This is a genomic window from Burkholderia sp. TSV86 (assembly GCF_001522865.1).
Classification (GTDB): Bacteria; Pseudomonadota; Gammaproteobacteria; order Burkholderiales; family Burkholderiaceae; genus Burkholderia.
The window spans coordinates 215,248-232,273 of the sequence record NZ_LOWB01000104.1 but is presented as its reverse complement, the minus strand read 5'-3'; the positions used below and the strand labels follow the sequence as shown (position 1 = coordinate 232,273).

Here is a 17,026-nt window from a genome sequence, read left to right as displayed (position 1 = left end):
TAGATATCAGCATTTATGCGCACAAAATTGACCGTCAAGAATCCCCGGCCGGCCTCGCCGGGCCGGGCCCCAGTACGGGCGTCGAGCGCCCACGCGCGTAAGACCGCTCGCCCGCTCGACAAAATCGCCGGCGCGAAGCCGCAGCCGGCAAAAACGGCCGGCGCGGCAACGCGCAAAGGCGGACCGGCCGCGAAATCGGCCACGAAACCGGCAGCCAAGCCCGCCGCAAAAAAATCGGCGGCGCCGGCATCGTCGGCGTCGAAGTTGGCAGCCCCGCGCGCCGCCGCGCCGGCAAGGCCGAAAACGGCCGGGGCGGCAAAGACTGCGGCCGGCAAGCGCGGCGACGCGGCCGGCACGAAATTCGGCGGCTCGGCTCGAACCGGCGAATCGCGCCGGACCGGCGAGCGCGACGAAGCGCGATCGGGCGGCCGAGCTCCTCGCGATACCGCCCGCGCATTCGCGGACAAGCGCCCCGCCGCTGGTCAACGCGCAACGCGCAACGCGAGCGGCCGATACGACGGCTCGGCCAAGCATACGCAACCCGGTGCGCAGTCCGGCACGTCCCGCCGCCCCGCATCGCATGCGAGCGCAACCGATACGCGCCGTCCCGCACCGCGCGCCGGCCTCAAGGGCGCACAGCCGGTCAAACGCCGCGCCACGCAAAGCGACGCGGCCCCGGCCGTCCGCAGCGACGAAACGGGCCTTGTTCGGCTGTCCAAGCGGATGTCGGAACTCGGCCTCTGCTCGCGCCGCGAAGCGGACGAATGGATCGAGAAGGGCTGGGTGCTCGTGGATGGAGCGCGCATCGACACGCTCGGCGCCAAGGTACGCGCTGATCAGCGCGTCGAAATCGATTCGAACGCGCGCGCCGCGCAAGCGGCGCAAGTGACGATCCTGCTGCACAAACCGGTCGGCTACGTGTCCGGTCAGGCTGAGGACGGTTACGCGCCCGCCGCAACGCTCATCACACGCGACAACCACTGGAGCGGCGACCGCTCCACGCTACGTTTCTCGCCGCAGCATTTGCGCGCGCTCGCGCCGGCGGGCCGGCTCGACATCGATTCGACAGGCCTGCTCGTGCTGACGCAGAACGGCCGCATCGCGAAGCAGTTGATCGGCGAGCAATCCGACATCGACAAGGAATATCTGGTGCGCGTGCGCTTTGGCGAACGCTTGACCGATATCGACCAGCACTTCCCCGCCGAGTTGCTCGCGAAGCTGCGTCATGGCCTCGAACTCGACGGCGTGCCGCTCAAGCCTGCGATGGTGAGCTGGCAGAACGGCGAGCAGCTTCGCTTCGTGCTGCGCGAAGGCAAGAAGCGCCAGATTCGGCGGATGTGCGAGCTTGTCGGCCTCGACGTGATCGGCCTGAAGCGTGTGCGCATGGGCCGCGTGATGCTCGGCGCGCTGCCGCAGGGACAGTGGCGTTATTTGTCGCCCGACGAGTCGTTCTAGCCGCTCCAGTCATTCTGACGGCGGATCTTTTCCGGCGTCGCAAATGGCGCGGGCCGCGCCGCGTTCAAGCGTCCGTTCGTCGCCCACCGGAACGCCCGCCATCACGGTGGGCGTTTTTCATGCGCCTGCGAGCGGCCTCGCCATCATGTTCGGCGCACGCGACGCAAACCAGGACGTCACCGGCCCGCGATCGATACGGCCACTCGATTCGTCCGCGCCGCGGCTCAATCGTCGGCGTCGGGATCGAGCCCCGGAAACAGCACTTCGGCAAAACCGAACTTCGAGAAATCGGTGATCCGCATCGGATAGAGCTTGCCGATCAAATGATCGTATTCGTGCTGGACCACGCGCGCGTGAAAATCCTCCGCGACCCGCTCGAACTTGGCGCCGAACTGGTCGAAGCCGCTGTAGCGCACCCGCCGGTAGCGGCTCACGACGCCGCGCATCCCCGGCACCGACAAACACCCCTCCCAGCCATCGTCCATGTCGGGCGGCAGATACTCGAGCGTCGGATTGATCAGCACCGTCTTCGGCACGGGCGGCGCGTCCGGGTAACGCTCGCTGCTGCCGAAGCCGAAGATGACCACCTGCAACCCGACACCGATTTGCGGCGCGGCAAGCCCCGCGCCGTTCGCATGCGCCATCGTCTCGAACATATCGTCGATGAGCGCGTGCAACTCGGGCGTATCGAATACATCGACCGGCTTGGCGACCTCCAGCAGCCGGGGGTCGCCCATTTTCAGAATCTCGCGAATCATTCCGCCTGCCCCTCCAACAGTTTTTGCATACCCGCTTCGTCCAGCACCGGCACGCCGAGTTCCTCCGCCTTCGCGAGCTTACTGCCCGCGTCCGCGCCCGCGACAACATAGTCGGTCTTTTTCGATACCGAGCCCGTGACCTTGGCGCCCGCCGCCTCGAGCAGCGCCTTCGCGTCGTCGCGGGTCAGCGTCGGCAGCGTGCCCGTCAGCACCACGGTCTTGCCGGCGAGCACACCTCGCGGCTCGCGCGGCGCAGGCGGCCCTTCGGGCCAGCTAATCTTGCCCGGCGCGCGCAACTGCTCGATGACGGTGCGGTTATGCTCCTCGGCAAAAAACTGGCGCAGCGATTCGGCAACGATCGGCCCGACGTCGTTGACCTCGAGCAGTTCCTCGAGCGACGCGTCCATGATCCGGTCGAGCGAACCGAAATGCTTCGCGAGATCCTTAGCGGTCGACTCGCCGACATGGCGGATGCCGAGCGCGTAGATGAAGCGCGACAGCGTCGTGTGCTTCGCCTTTTCGAGCGAATCGATCAGATTCTGCGCGGATTTCTCCGCGAAGCGGTCCAGCTCGACAAGCGTCGAAAAACCCAGGTTGAACAAATCCGCAGGCGTGCGAACGAGATTCTGCTCGACGAGCTGATCGATGATCTTTTCACCCAGCCCGTCGATATCGAGCGCGCGGCGCTGCGCGAAGTGCCAGAGCGCCTGCTTGCGTTGCGCGGGGCAGAACAGCCCGCCCGTGCAGCGCGCGATCGCCTCGTCCGGCAGCCGCTCGATCTTCGAGCCGCACTCGGGGCAAACATCGGGCATCACGAACTCGCGCACATCGGCCGGGCGGCGGTCGAGCACGGCCGACACCACTTCCGGAATCACGTCGCCCGCGCGGCGCACGATCACCGTATCGCCGATCCGGATGTCCTTGCGGCGCACCTCGTCCTCGTTGTGCAACGTCGCGTTCGTGACGGTCGCGCCGCCGACGAACACCGGCTCGAGCCGCGCGACTGGCGTGATTGCGCCGGTGCGGCCAACCTGCACGTCGATCGACACGAGCTTGGTCAACGCCTCCTGCGCGGGAAACTTGTGCGCAAGCGCGAAACGCGGCGCGCGCGATACGAAGCCGAGCTTGTCCTGCTCGTCGCGCCGGTTCACCTTGTAGACGACACCGTCGATATCATACGGCAGCGACTCGCGCTTCTCGCCGATCGCACGAAAAAATGCAAGCAATCCCGCCACGCCGCGCACGACGGCGCGCTCGCGGTTCACCGGCAGGCCGAGCGTCTCGTACCAGTCGAGCAGGCCGCTGTGCGTATCGGGCATATCGGCGCCTTCGAGCACGCCGATTCCATAGGCGAAGAACGACAGCGGCCGTTGCGCGGTGATCTTCGGATCGAGCTGCCGCAAGCTGCCCGCCGCCGCGTTGCGCGGATTCGCGAATTCGCGCTGCTCGGCCGCGCGCTGACGTTCGTTCAGACGCGCGAAATCGCGCTTGAACATCAGCACTTCGCCACGCACGTCGAGCACGCGCGGCAGCCGCTCCCCCTTCAAGCGCAGCGGAATGGTGCGGATCGTGCGAATGTTTTCGGTCACGTCCTCGCCGGTCGTACCGTCGCCGCGCGTTGACGCTTGCGTGAAGCGGCCGTCCTCGTAGCGCAGCGAGACCGCGAGACCATCGAACTTCAGCTCGCACGCGTATTCGACAGGTTCCGTCACGGTGCCGGCCAGATCGGCTTGCTTGTCGAGCCCGTCGGCAACGCGCTTGTCGAATGCGGCGACATCGTCGTCGGTAAAGCCGTTATTCAGCGACAGCATCGGCTTGTCGTGGACGACCGGCGTGAAACCGCTCGCAACCTCGCCGCTCACGCGCTGCGTCGGCGAATCGGGCGTCGCGAGTTCGGGATGCGCGGCCTCGATCTGCTGCAGTTCGATGAAAAGGCGGTCGTATTCGGCGTCGGGCAGATCCGGCTGGTCGAGCACGTAATAAGCGTAATTCGCGCGCTCAAGCTCGGCGCGCAGCCATGTGGCGCGCTCGGCCGGCTGGCTGGCTGGCGGTTCTTTGGAGGATCGGGCCATGATGCTGGCGGCATGTATTGCGGGATTGATCAGGCGACGATTATCTCAGTTCGCGCCCTTTTCGGCATCGTCTGAATGGTCTGCCGAATGGCCGGGTTCGCGCCCGCCGGGGGCACGAATCGCCGCGCTGCCGGTTTCGTCGCGCTTGCCGCCCGTATCCGCTTGCCATTCCTCCTCTTTCCATTTCCCGAGCCGCGGCGTCACACTTGTTTCGCATGCGAATCATATATACTTCGCATGCGAATGTTGTTTGCCGCCGCGAGCGGCCGATTGGAAGGCCGTTGCGCGCACGCGCCAGATCAAGCAGCAGCGCCCCGCCCCTCAACTCCGGAGACAAACCGTGCCCACGACGGAAATCAAAACCGACCTGGCCAACGGCATCATGACCGTTACGCTTTCGCGCCCCGACAAAAAGAACGCGCTGACCAACGCGATGTATCGCGCGCTGGCGGACGTCATCGAACGCGCGCACGCCGACAACGATGTCCGGGTGCTGCTGATTCAGGCCGACGCGGACACCTTCACGGCCGGCAACGACGTCGCCGAATTCGCCGCGCAAGCGTTGGGAAACGGCCCAAGCGAGCAGCATGTCGTGCGTTTCCTGCACCATCTCGCGAATGCGTCGATTCCGGTCGTCGCCGCCGTGCAGGGTAAGGCCGTCGGAATCGGGACAACCTTGCTGCTGCATTGCGATTACGTCATCCTGGCCGACGATGCGCAGTTGATCACCCCTTTCGTGAATCTCGCGCTGATTCCGGAAGCGGCGTCGAGCTATCTGCTGCCGCTGCGCATCGGCCATGTCCGGGCCTTCGAGATGTTCTCGCTCGGCGCGCCGCTGCCCGCCGCGACCGCGCTTGCATGGGGTATCGCCAATCAGGTGGTGCCGCTCGCGCAGTTGCGCGACGCGGCACAGCAAATCGCCAGGACCTTGTCCGCCAAGCCGCGCGGCTCGTTGGCGACAATGAAGCGGCTGATGCGCGAAGCCGAGAAGCTGGTCGCGCAGATCGATCGGGAAGGCGAGGTATTCGTCGAACGCATGGCAAGCGCGGAGGCGAAGGAAGCGTTCGTCGCGTTCGCGCAGAAACGCCCGCCGGACTTCACGAAGATCGCGCAACGATAGGACCGGCGGCAACGGGCGCACGGCGCGGGCGGCTGCCGGATGCCGCGACGGCGTTCGCCCGCGCGCCGGGCGAACGAAAACCAGCGCGGCTCATCACGCCAGGCCGTCGTCGGTCGCCGGAAACTTGTCTTGCAGGCTGGCCAGCCAGCGCGCGACCACATCGATCTCGGACGGCGTGAACCCGTCCGTCAGGCGTGCATTCAACTCGGCCAGCCCGGCCTTCGCCCGCTTGAGCGCCGCGCGCCCGCCGGCGGTCAGCCAAAGCCGCGCCGCGCGCCGGTCGAGTTCGTCGAGGCGGCGCTCGACGAGCCCGGCCCGCTCCATCCGGTCGGCGAGACCGCTCATGCCCGGCGCGCCGAGATCCAGCGCGGCGGCCGCCTCGCTCATCAGCGAGCCGTCATGCTTGCCGAGAAAAAACAGCAGCCCGGCCTGGGCCGCGGTCACGCCCCCCGCGGCGGTGCGCGCCTGCGTCCATCGATGCAAGCGCCGCTGGCCCACGTTCAACAGATAGACGAGTCGATGATCCATTTTTTAGCTTGTGCTCACACGCATGCCGGGCGGCGGGCCTGACCGGTCAGCGCGCGCCGGCGCCGATGGCCGCACGCCGGCGCCGGCCTTTTACTGGCTGAACAACCGCCGCGTGACCGGCGAGCCGGCCGGAATTCCCGCCTCCTCGAGCCGCGCGTACAGCTTCAGCAATTGCTGCTCGATTGCAAGCAGCGTCGATTCCGGCAACGGCCGGCGCTGATCGTCGACCACGCGTGCACCGATGCGCTCCGACAGCGATTTCGCGTAATCGCACATCAGCCGGAACGGCAAGATGTCCTCGTCGGCGACCGGCACGTCGAGCACCAGCGTGATCAAGTTGCCGCCCTTGTAGGTGAGATCGTCGCGCAGAAAATTCGTGTCGCCGAATTGCAGCATGAACACCGGGTTCTGCTTCGCGTCGAGCTTCACGAAGCGGGTGCCGTCGCGCGACAGCAGCAGGCCGTCCTGCGACGCGACTGCCTGCACGTAGTTTGCCGACCACGGCGCGCCGTCCGACATCACGTTGATCGACAACTGCGCGTCGCACTGCGCGGCGAAGCCGTCGAGTTCACGCGCCATCGATACGGTTTCCATCATGTCCGGAAACTCCGGTGCGCCGTCGATCGCATCCGCGAACTGCTGCACGCCGGTGACGAACTCGGAGAATTCGAGTTCGTTGAGCGGGCCGCTGCGGTTCGCGAGTTGCGCGGCTGCGCGCAGCTCTTCGTAGCGCACGCCGTTTTGCAGCAGTTCCCACGCGCCGCCTTCCGGCTTACCTTCGATGTGCACCGGCTTGCTGCCCGCGCGGCGCAGCCGCTGCGCGGCGGGGAGAATCTTGTCGCCCGCGAGCGGGCCCGCGAGGCGAATCGGCACGATGCAGTCGATCCGCTTGTCGACGATTGCGGGCGGCGCAGCCGAAATCGTGGTCGCGGCGGGCAATACTGGCTCGACGGGTTCGGGTGCCGCGGTGGCGCTGGCCGCGGCAGGCGGCGCGCTTTGTCCTTCCGCGCCCTGCGTTTGCGCCGGCTCGGCGGCGGGTTCGGCCGCGCCGTTCGCGGCAGTCGCCTCGGCTTGCAGATCGGCGGGCGTATCGGCCGGCGCCACGGCCGCCGCCGCGCCGCCGAACGTCGGCTCGACGCGCGCGGCGTCGCTCTGCGCGGGCGCCGCGCCCGCGGCGGCGTCACGGCGCGCCGGCTGCCGTACCGGCTCGATGAAAGGCGCATCGTCGTGCTCGTGCCGCGCGGCGGCCTCGGCCGCGTCGGCCGGCATCGGACGCGGCATCCTGCGCCGCACCTTCGCCGCCTGCCACGCGTTGTACACCACGACGCCGCCCACCACGACGGCGCCCGCGCCGATCAACCCGAGTGTCAACTCGTCCATGCATGCTCCATCAGCAATTCTTCGTCATGCGGCGCGTGCGAACGCGATCGATGATTCGCGTTGCGCCTTCGCGCGCTCTGTCATCAACCGTTATTCTGCGCAAACCCGGCAGCCGTTTCCATGTCGACCGCGACGATCCGCGACACGCCCTGCTCCTGCATCGTCACGCCAATCAGCTGCTGGGCCATCTCCATCGCGATCTTATTGTGCGAGATGAACAGGAACTGCGTCTTGTCCGACATCGCGCGCACAAGGTTCGCGAAGCGCTCGGTGTTCGCGTCGTCGAGCGGCGCGTCGACCTCGTCGAGCAGACAGAACGGCGCGGGATTCAACTGGAACATCGCGAACACCAGTGCGGTCGCGGTCAGCGCTTTCTCGCCGCCCGACAGCAGGTGAATCGTCGCGTTTTTCTTGCCGGGCGGCTGCGCCATCACCTGCACGCCGGCGTCGAGGATCTCATCACCCGTCATGATCAGCTTCGCCTGGCCGCCGCCGAACAGGCGCGGGAACAGATCGCTGAAATGACGGTTCACTTCGTCGAATGTCGCCTGCAGCAGCGTGCGGGTTTCCTGATCGATCTTGCGAATCGCGTCCTCGAGCGTCTCGATCGCGTTCGTCAAGTCGGCCGATTGCGCGTCGAGGAACACCTTGCGCTCACTCGCCGCCGCCAACTCTTCGAGCGCGGCCATGTTGACCGGTCCGAGCGCATTGATCGCGTTGTTGAGCCGCGTGACCTCGCCTTGCAGGTACGACGGCTTCATATCCGGCGTCAGCTTCTGCGCGAGCGCCGCCTCGTCGACCTCGGCCGCCGCGAGTTGCTCGGCGAACTGCTCGCTCGTCATCCGCGCGGCCTGCTCCTTCAACTGCAATTCGGTGATGCGATCGCGCAGCGGCTGCAATGAGCGCTCGGCCACGATGCGCGTCTCGTCGGCCGCGCGCATCTTCGCGCTCAGATCGTCGAGCTCCGCGCGCGCCGCGCCAAGCGCCGCCTCCTTCTGCGCGCGCACCTCGAGCGCATCCTGCAAGCCGGTGTGCGCGGTCTGCTCGTTGATCGTCTCGAGTTCCGCGCGCGCATCGTCGAGCGACGCGGCGACGCGCTCGCTCTGGTCGTGCGCGACTTGGATCGTGCGCCTCAATTCGTCGATCCGGTTGGCCGACTGGCGCGCGGCAAAGCGCGCATCGGTCGCTGCGCGCTCGAGATCGCGCGCGTGCTGACGCGCATTGGTCAATTCGTCGTCGAGCGCTTCGAACGCGAGCTGGTTGTCTTCGAAGCGTGCCTGCAATTCGGCGAGTTCGGCGTCGTGGCGTTCGAAATTCGCTTCCGACTCCGCCCGCAGCGCGCGCTGCTCGTCGATCTGCGCGCCGATCTCCTCGAGTTCCTCGCGAATCTGCGTGCTGCGCTGCGTGTAACGCTCGTGCGCCTGCGCAAGCTTCAGCACGTCGAGTTGCAACGCGTGAACGCGCTGCGTCGCGCGCTCGGCCTCGCCGCGCACTTCGGCGAGCGCCTGCGACGCCTGGGTATGCGCGGCTTCCGCGCGCACCACCGCGGCTTTCGCCTCGTCGGACAGCAGCGCCTGCGCGCGCACCTGGCGCGCCAGATTCTCGATTTCCTGCGCGCGCGCGAGCATCCCGGCCTGCTCGGAATCCGCTGCGTAAAGCTGCACGCCGGCCCGCGTGACGACATGGCCCGCTTTCACGACGAACGCGCCGCCCGGCGGCAATTGCGTGCGCGCGGCGAGCGCCTGCGCGAGATCGTCGGCGACGAACACCGCGCCGAGCCAGTCGTTGAGCACCGCGCGCAAGCCGGCGTCGTCGATACGCACGAGCGACAGCAGCGCGCGCAACGCGCCCGGCGCGGCGGGCGGCTCGCCCGCGGGCGGCGGCGCGTAGAACGCGAGCTTCGCGGGCGGCGCGTCGCTCGCGAACGCCTTCACCCAGTCGAGATTGGATACTTCCAGCGCCGCGAGCCGCTCGCGCAGCACCGCTTCGAGCGCGGGCTCCCAGCCGGCCTCGACATGCAGTTTTTTCCACAGACGCGGCAACGCGCCCAGTTCGTGCTTGTCGAGCCACGGCTGGATCTTGCCTTCCGTCTGCACGTTCTCCTGCAACTGCTTGAGCGCGGCAAGCCGCGCCTCGAGCTGGTGAATCTGCGCGCTTTCGGCCTGCACCCGCTCGTGCGCCGCGCGGCGCTCGGCGTCGAGCGTCGGCAGCGCGTCCTGCGCGTCGGCCAGGCGCGCCTGCGCGTCGGCAAGAATCTCCTCGTGCTCGGCAAGCTGCATGCGCAGTTCCTCGAGTTGCGCCTCGTCCGGCGCGTCGAGCCCGCCCGCCTCCGCCTTCAGGCGCTCGTGCCGCTGCTGGAGCTGCTGGAGCTGCTGATCGGCGTTGCGCTGGTGCGCGGCCTCGAGCTTGAGCGACTGCTCGGTCTGCGCGATCCTGCCGCGCTCGTCGTTCAACTGCGCCTGCGCGTCGCGCCAGCGCGTCTCGAGCGCGGGCAGCGCGTCGTGCTTGGCCGCGGCATCGTCTTCGGCGCGTGCGGCCTTTTCCTCGGCGATCGCGCGCGCCTCCTCTGCTTCCTCCAGATCGCCCTGCGCCTTTTGCGCCTGCGCGCGCCATTGCTCCTGCTGCGCGACGAGCGCCGCGATCTGCGCCTGCACGCGGTTGCGCGATTCGACGATGAACTTGATCTCGGCCTCGAGCCGGCTCACCTCGGCGTTCGCTTCGTACAGCGCGCCCTGCGCGCCCTGCATCGCGTCGCTCGCCGAATAGTGCGCGACGCGCAGCGTCTCGAGCTGCGCCTCGACCTCGCGCAGCTTAGCGGTCTGCGCATCGAGTTCGATCTGCGCCTGCCCGATCGCGTGCCGCTGCTTTTGCTGCTCGGCTACCGCCTCGTTCTTGCGCAGCAGCCACAGCAGGCGCTGCTTCTCCTCGCCGTCGGCAACGAGTTCCTTGTACTTCGTCGCCACGACCGCCTGCGCCTCGAGCTTCTCGAGATTGGCACCCAGCTCGCGGATGATGTCCTCGACGCGCGTCAGGTTCTCACGCGTGTCGTGCAGCCGGTTTTCGGTCTCGCGGCGGCGCTCCTTGTACTTCGACACGCCCGCGGCCTCTTCGAGGAACACGCGCAGCTCCTCGGGCTTTGCCTCGATGATCCGCGCGATCATCCCCTGCCCGATGATCGCGTAAGCGCGCGGGCCCAGGCCGGTGCCGAGGAAGATGTCCTGGATGTCGCGGCGCCGCGCGGGCAGATTGTTGATGTAGTAGCTCGACGTGCCGTCGCGCGTGAGCACGCGCTTCACGGCGATCTCGCCGTACTGGCCCCACTGGCCGGCCGCGCGGCCGTCGGAGTTGTCGAAGATCAGCTCGACGCTCGCGCGGCTGCCGGGCTTGCGCGTGGTCGAGCCGTTGAAGATCACGTCCTGCATCGATTCGCCGCGCAGCTCGGACGCGCGCGATTCGCCGAGCACCCAGCGCACGGCGTCGATGATATTGGACTTGCCGCACCCGTTCGGGCCCACCACGCCGACCAATTGGCCTGGGACCTGGAAGTGCGTGGGATCGACGAAAGATTTGAAGCCAGCGAGTTTGATCGAGCTCAGACGCACGGCAGTACCGGTGGTAAAGAGTGTGAAACGGATTGAAACAGGCGCGGCGCGGCGCGACACGCCCAAGATTCGAAAAACGGGGCCGTGCTGTCAAGCATTCGGCCCCGCGTATGGGGCAATCATACCATCGCGCGTGTGCCGTCCCGCGGCTCGCCCGGCTCGTCCCCGGCCGGCCGGGCGCGATGCACGCGGCTCGACAATAGGGTCGCGACGACGATGCAAAGGCCGCCCGCCCATTCGCGCGCGCTCGGCGCCTCGTTGGCAAAAAGCCACGCCGACAGCGCGGTGATGAGAATCTCGAACAGCATGATGATCGCCGCGCGGTTCGCCGGCACCCGTGACAGGCCATATTGAACCAGCATGTTGTTCACCGCCACCGTCACGCCGATGCCGACGACGAGCAGCGCGGCCGCGCCCAGGTGCTGCGCCGCGGGCAGCGCGGGCAAGCCTTCGACGAACGACGCCACGATGCCGAGCGCGGCCGCGCCGCCGAACAGCGTCGCCGTGCGCATCTCGGGTTTCATCTGCGGCAGCTCGCGGCTTGCCTTGACGACGAGCACGTTGCTCATCGCGAAGCTCAGCCCGGCCGCAAGCCCCGCCCACTCGGCAGGATTGGACGGCAGCGGCATGCCCAGCCGCGGCGACCACAGCATCAACGCCGCACCGGCGAGCGACAGTGCGGCGAGTGCCGCGCCCGCGGCCGTCAGGCGCTCGCGCAGGATGAAGTGCGCGTAGATCGCGGTCCACGCGGGCGTCAGGTAAAAGAGCAGCATCACGCGCAGCACTTCGCCATGTATCGTGCCCCAGACGAAGCCCAGATTCGTCACGCCCGCCGCGACGGCAAGCGCGGGCAGCAGCCAATGCCAGCGCACCGTCACGATCGACTTGCGCCGCACACACAGCACGAACGCGCACGCGACCAAGCTCGTCGCGGCGCTCGCTGCCGTGCCCGTCACGCCGAGCGACGCCAGCAGCCGCAGCGGATACCAGATCAGGCCCCATACCGACGCGCCGATCAGAATCGCAAGCGCGGGCCATGCGGCCCGCCGTTCATTCATCTGCAAACCCAACCTCTTCATGCTGTTGCGACGACGCGCGGCCGTGCGCGCGTGGTCCCGTCCTTCTTCCGTCCTGCAACCGCTGCTCGTCATGCGACGATGTCACGCTATAATCGGACGCCGCCGCATCCGGCCTGAGACCGGAAGGTCGATCCAGGCCCGCACCCAGGCCCGATGCACCGGCCCGATCGCCGCCGGCTCGTCCCTGCGCCCATCAGGCGCGGCACGCCGGCAGCCGCGCTGCGATCCGCGCGCGGTCGCGCGTGCGTCCGGCGGCATATGCCGCGCTTGCCGGCGGCGCCCTTGGCGCAGCGCGCCCGGCGGCGCATGCTGCGCCGCGCCCGCTTTGCTCAACCCGGCCCATCCGTCGGCCCTACCGGCTCAGTCCGCCCAAGCCCGTGAACCCACGTCTCGACACGCTCCAGCCTTATCCGTTCGAAAAGCTCCGCGCGCTCCTCGCCGGCATCACGCCGCCCGCGCATCTGCCGCCGATCAGCTTCGGCATCGGCGAGCCGAAACACGCGACGCCCGCGCTGATCCGCGAGGCCGCCGCCCACGCGCTCGACGGCCTCGCCGCGTATCCGGCCACGGCCGGCGCCGACGCGCTGCGCGAGGCGATCGCACGCTGGCTCACGCGCCGCTACGGGCTTGCCGCGATCGACGCCGCCACCCAAGTGCTGGCCGCGTCGGGCTCGCGCGAGGCACTGTTCTCGCTCGCTCAGGCGGTGATCGACCCGACCCGCGCAGCCGGCGGCCGCGAAAAGCCGATCGTACTCTGTCCGAATCCGTTCTATCAAATCTACGAAGGCGCGGCGCTCCTCGCGGGCGCCGAGCCGTATTACGTGAACAGCGACCCGGCGCGCAACTACGCGCCCGACTATTCGGTCGTGCCCGACGAGGTGTGGGCACGCACGCAGCTCGTCTACGCGTGCTCGCCCGGCAATCCGACGGGCGCCGTGCTGACGCTCGACGATTGGCGCGAACTGTTCGCGCTGTCGGAACGCCACGGCTTCGTGATCGCATCCGACGAATGCTATTCGGAGATCTATTTCGACGAAGCGAAGCCGCCGCTCGGCGGCCTCGAGGCCGCGCACCGGCTCGGCCGCGGATTCGAGCGGCTCGTGATGCTGTCGAGCCTGTCGAAGCGCTCGAACGTGCCGGGGATGCGCTCCGGCTTTATCGCGGGCGACGCGGCGCTGCTCAAGCGCTTCTTGCTGTATCGCACGTACCACGGCGCGGCGCTGTCGCCCGTGTGGCAGCACGCGAGCCTCGCCGCATGGGGCGACGAGGCGCACGTGCGCGAAAACCGTGCGCGCTATGCGCAAAAATTCGCGACACTCACGCCGATGCTCGCCGACGTGATCGACGTGCGCATGCCCGACGCCGCATTCTATCTGTGGGCCAACGTCGCGCGCACCGGCCTATCGGATACCGAGTTCGCCCGCCGCCTGTTCGCCGACTATAATGTGACGGTTCTGCCCGGCTCGTATCTCGCCCGCGATGCACACGGTGTGAATCCCGGCCGCGACTTCATCCGCATCGCGCTCGTCGCGGGCTCGGCCGAATGCGTCGAAGGCGCGCAGCGCATCGTCGATTTCTGCCGCGGCCTCACACGTTGAAACCCGGCGGCGCCGAGGTTTTCCCGCGCGCCCGGCCCTGATGCATCCCGTTTGATTGACCTCCACGTCCAGCATAGCCACGAACATGTCGCAACAACTTCAGCAAATCATCGATAGCGCGTGGGAAAACCGCGCCGAACTGTCGCCGAAGGCCGCGCCCGCGGAAGTCCGCGAGGCCGTCGCGCACGCGATCGAGCAACTCGACCGCGGTGCGCTGCGCGTCGCCGAAAAAGTCGACGGCAACTGGACCGTGCACCAATGGCTGAAGAAAGCCGTGCTGCTGTCGTTCCGCCTCGAGGACAACGCGCCGATGCCGGCGGGCGGCTACTCGCAGTTCTATGACAAAGTGCCGTCGAAGTTCGCGAACTACTCGGCCGACGACTTCGCCGCCGGCGGCTTTCGCGTCGTGCCGCCGGCGATCGCGCGCCGCGGCTCGTTCATCGCGAAGAACGTCGTGCTGATGCCGTCGTACACGAACATCGGCGCGTATGTCGACGAAGGCACGATGGTCGATACCTGGGCGACCGTCGGCTCGTGCGCGCAGATCGGCAAGAACGTGCATCTGTCGGGCGGCGTCGGCATCGGCGGCGTGCTCGAACCGCTGCAGGCCAACCCCGTCATCATCGAGGACAACTGCTTCATCGGCGCGCGCTCGGAAGTCGTCGAGGGCGTGATCGTCGAGGAGAATTCGGTCATTTCGATGGGCGTCTACCTCGGCCAAAGCACGAAGATCTACGATCGCGAAACCGGCGAGATCAGCTACGGCCGCATTCCGGCCGGCTCGGTCGTCGTCGCGGGCAACCTGCCGTCGAAGGACGGCTCGCACAGCCTATACTGCGCGGTGATCGTGAAGAAGGTCGACGCGAAAACGCGCGCGAAGGTCGGCCTGAACGAGCTGCTGCGAGGCGACTGATGGCGGGCGCAGCGAACACCGCCGGGATCGTCGTCTACGGGATTCCGAACTGCGACACCGTGAAGAAGGCCCGCACGTGGCTCGAATCGCACGGCGTCGCGTTCGCGTTCCACGATTTCAAGAAGGCCGGCGTCACCGCGCCGCTCGTCAAGAGCTGGCTGAAGGATGTGCCGCTCGATGCGCTCGTCAACCGGCGCGGCACGACCTGGCGCGGCCTCACCGACGAGCAGAAGGCATCGGCCGAATCCGAAGCGGGCGCGATCGCGCTGATGATCGACAAGCCTTCCGTGATCAAGCGGCCCGTCGTCGTCGTCAACGGCCGCGTGAAAACGCTGGGCTTCTCGGCCGACGAGTACGCCGGGCATTTCGCCTGAACGCGCGCCGCCGTCTTGCCTGACACGCTGCCGGCCGTCGCGCCGGCATTTTTTATCGAACCGTGGTCCGAATCATGTCCGCCACCCTAGCCCTCACCGAACAACTCATCGCGCGCGCGTCCGTCACGCCCGACGATCAACACTGCCAGCAACTGATGACCGAACGCCTGCTGGCGCTCGGGTTCCAGTGCGAGACGATCGCGTCGCACGGCGTCACGAATCTCTGGGCCGTCAAGCGCGGCACGCAAGGCCGCGACGGCAAGCTGCTCGCCTTCGCCGGCCACACCGACGTCGTGCCGACCGGCCCGCTCGAACAATGGAGTTCGCCGCCTTTCGCGCCCGCGCATCGCGACGGCAAGCTGTACGGCCGGGGCGCCGCCGACATGAAGACGTCGCTCGCAGGCTTCGTCGTCGCGGCTGAGGAATTCGTCGCCGCGCATCCGCAGCATCGCGGCTCGATCGGCTTTCTGATCACGAGCGACGAGGAAGGCCCCGCGACGGACGGCACCGTGAAAGTCGTCGACGCGCTGCAAGCGCGCGGCGAGCGGCTCGACTACTGCATCGTCGGCGAACCGACATCGACGGCCACGCTCGGCGACGTCGTCAAGAACGGCCGGCGCGGCTCGATGTCGGGCGAACTCATCGTCAAGGGCGTGCAGGGCCATATCGCGTATCCGCATCTCGCGAAAAATCCGATCCATCTGATCGCGCCCGCACTCGCCGAGCTTGCGGCCGAGCGCTGGGACGACGGCAACGAATACTTCCCGCCGACCACCTGGCAGGCGTCGAATCTGCACGCCGGCACCGGCGCGACGAACGTGATCCCCGGCCACGCGCAGCTGCTGTTCAACTTCCGTTTCTCCACGGCAAGCACGGTAGACGGGCTGCAACGCCGCGTGCACGAAATTCTCGACCGGCACGGGCTCGACTACGAACTGACGTGGTCGGTAAGCGGTCTGCCGTTCCTCACGCCGCGCGGCGAGCTGTCGAATGCGCTCGAGCACGCGATTCGCGCGGAAACAGGCGTCACGCCGGAGCTGTCGACGACGGGCGGCACGTCGGACGGCCGGTTCATCGCGCGGATCTGTCCGCAAGTCATCGAGTTCGGGCCGCCGAACGGCAGCATCCACAAGATCGACGAGCACATCGAAGTGCGCTTCATCGAGCCGCTGAAGAACGTATACCGCCGCGTGCTCGAACAACTGATCGCTTGACCGAGACTGCCTGATGACGACCTCCCCCACTCCATTTGCGACCGTGCGCGACCTGGTGCGCTACGCGGTATCGCGCTTTTCCGCCGCGAAACTCGCGTTCGGCCACGGCTGCGACAATGCGTATGACGAAGCGGTCTACCTCGTGCTGCATACGCTGCACCTGCCGCTCGACACGCTCGAGCCGTTCCTCGACGCGCGCCTCGCGCCCGATGAAATCGCCGCGGTGCTCGCCGTGATCGAACGCCGCGCGGCCGAACGCGTGCCCGCCGCGTACATCACGAACGAAGCGTGGATGCATGGCCACCGTTTCTACGTCGACGAACGCGTGATCGTGCCGCGCTCATTTATCGGCGAGCTGCTCGACGACGGCCTGCAGCCCTATGTCGAGGACCCCGAGCTGGTCGGCTCGGTGCTCGAGCTTTGCACGGGCTCCGGGTGCCTCGCGATTCTCGCGGCGCTCGCGTTTCCGAACGCCGAAATCGATGCGGTCGACCTTTGCACCGACGCGCTCGATGTCGCCAAGATCAACGTCGGCGACTATGGGCTCGACGAGCGCGTCACGCTGTACCACGGCGATTTATACGCGCCGCTGCCGGCGTCGCGGCAGGAGCCCGAGCATCGCTACGATGTGATCATCACGAATCCGCCTTATGTAAACGCGCAATCGATGGCGGCGCTGCCCGACGAATACCGCCACGAGCCGGAAATGGCGCTCGCGGGCGGCACGGACGGCATGGACATCGTGCGCCGCATCGTCGGCGAGTCGCGCCGCTGGTTGACCGACGACGGCGTGCTCGTCGTCGAAATCGGCAACGAACGCGCGAACGTCGAGGCCGCGTTCGGCGGCCTCGAGTTGATCTGGCTGCCGACGAGCGCGGGCGACGACAGCGTGTTCCTGATCCACGCGGCAGATCTGCCCGCCGCCTGACACCC

At 67.5% G+C, this 17,026-nt stretch carries 14 protein-coding genes; 7 read left to right on the top strand and 7 right to left on the bottom strand.

Translation table 11 applies throughout. The features are described from left to right. Positions 1-15: 15 nt before the first annotated feature. The gene (locus tag WS68_RS26545; RefSeq protein WP_082710152.1) at positions 16-1,455 is read left to right on the top strand and encodes a pseudouridine synthase; all 1,440 of its coding nucleotides are present in this window, start codon (positions 16-18) and stop codon (positions 1,453-1,455) included. Between the two features lie 224 nt (positions 1,456-1,679). On the opposite strand, the gene def is transcribed toward WS68_RS26545, so the two are convergent. From def to WS68_RS27845, 3 genes are read right to left on the bottom strand one after another with little or no spacing between them, the layout of a single operon-like run. Next, positions 1,680-2,213: a peptide deformylase gene (gene def / locus WS68_RS19025; RefSeq protein ID WP_059572205.1), complete on the bottom strand. Its 534-nt coding sequence runs from the start codon at positions 2,211-2,213 to the stop codon at positions 1,680-1,682. After that, positions 2,210-4,285: an NAD-dependent DNA ligase LigA gene (gene ligA / locus WS68_RS19020; protein WP_059572204.1), complete on the bottom strand. Its 2,076-nt coding sequence runs from the start codon at positions 4,283-4,285 to the stop codon at positions 2,210-2,212. The genes def and ligA overlap by 4 nt, the downstream gene beginning before the upstream one ends. A 45-nt stretch (positions 4,286-4,330) precedes the next feature. Next, positions 4,331-4,489 (bottom strand): hypothetical protein, encoded by a 159-nt coding sequence (locus WS68_RS27845; RefSeq protein WP_156429577.1) that lies wholly within the window; start codon positions 4,487-4,489, stop codon positions 4,331-4,333. Between the two features lie 178 nt (positions 4,490-4,667). Here WS68_RS27845 and WS68_RS19015 point away from each other — a divergent pair, with 178 nt between their 5' ends. Further along, positions 4,668-5,405, top strand: a complete 738-nt coding sequence (locus tag WS68_RS19015; RefSeq protein WP_059572233.1) for an enoyl-CoA hydratase-related protein — start codon at positions 4,668-4,670, stop codon at positions 5,403-5,405. Positions 5,406-5,498: 93 nt separating this feature from the next. Here WS68_RS19015 and WS68_RS19010 read toward each other — a convergent pair whose 3' ends face one another. From WS68_RS19010 to WS68_RS18995, 4 genes are all read right to left on the bottom strand, one after another. Further along, entirely contained in the window at positions 5,499-5,933 is a 435-nt protein-coding gene (locus WS68_RS19010) for a MarR family winged helix-turn-helix transcriptional regulator (RefSeq protein WP_059572203.1), read from the bottom strand. A 90-nt stretch (positions 5,934-6,023) separates the two neighbouring features. Further along, entirely contained in the window at positions 6,024-7,313 is a 1,290-nt protein-coding gene (locus WS68_RS19005) for a cell division protein ZipA C-terminal FtsZ-binding domain-containing protein (RefSeq protein ID WP_059572202.1), read from the bottom strand. An 83-nt stretch (positions 7,314-7,396) separates the two neighbouring features. After that, positions 7,397-10,915 carry a chromosome segregation protein SMC gene (gene smc / locus WS68_RS19000; RefSeq protein ID WP_059572232.1) on the bottom strand — a complete coding sequence of 1,173 codons (3,519 nt, stop codon included), beginning with the start codon at positions 10,913-10,915 and terminating at the stop codon, positions 7,397-7,399. 119 nt (positions 10,916-11,034) lie between these two features. Continuing rightward, entirely contained in the window at positions 11,035-11,979 is a 945-nt protein-coding gene (locus WS68_RS18995; protein WP_082710163.1) for a DMT family transporter, read from the bottom strand. 392 nt (positions 11,980-12,371) lie between these two features. Here WS68_RS18995 and dapC point away from each other — a divergent pair, with 392 nt between their 5' ends. From dapC to prmB, 5 genes are all read left to right on the top strand, one after another. Further along, the gene (dapC, locus tag WS68_RS18990; RefSeq protein WP_059572200.1) at positions 12,372-13,592 is read left to right on the top strand and encodes a succinyldiaminopimelate transaminase; all 1,221 of its coding nucleotides are present in this window, start codon (positions 12,372-12,374) and stop codon (positions 13,590-13,592) included. Positions 13,593-13,677: 85 nt separating this feature from the next. Beyond that, entirely contained in the window at positions 13,678-14,505 is an 828-nt protein-coding gene (gene dapD / locus WS68_RS18985) for a 2,3,4,5-tetrahydropyridine-2,6-dicarboxylate N-succinyltransferase (protein ID WP_059572199.1), read from the top strand. Continuing rightward, on the top strand, positions 14,505-14,879 hold the full coding sequence (locus tag WS68_RS18980; protein WP_059572198.1) for an ArsC family reductase: 375 nt from the start codon (positions 14,505-14,507) through the stop codon (positions 14,877-14,879). Before dapD ends, WS68_RS18980 begins: the two co-directional genes overlap by 1 nt. A gap of 74 nt (positions 14,880-14,953) precedes the next feature. After that, positions 14,954-16,093 carry a succinyl-diaminopimelate desuccinylase gene (gene dapE, locus WS68_RS18975; RefSeq protein ID WP_059572197.1) on the top strand — a complete coding sequence of 380 codons (1,140 nt, stop codon included), beginning with the start codon at positions 14,954-14,956 and terminating at the stop codon, positions 16,091-16,093. A gap of 13 nt (positions 16,094-16,106) precedes the next feature. Then, complete coding sequence (prmB, locus tag WS68_RS18970) at positions 16,107-17,021, top strand: 50S ribosomal protein L3 N(5)-glutamine methyltransferase (RefSeq protein ID WP_059572196.1); 915 nt, start codon at positions 16,107-16,109, stop codon at positions 17,019-17,021. Positions 17,022-17,026 lie beyond the last annotated feature (5 nt).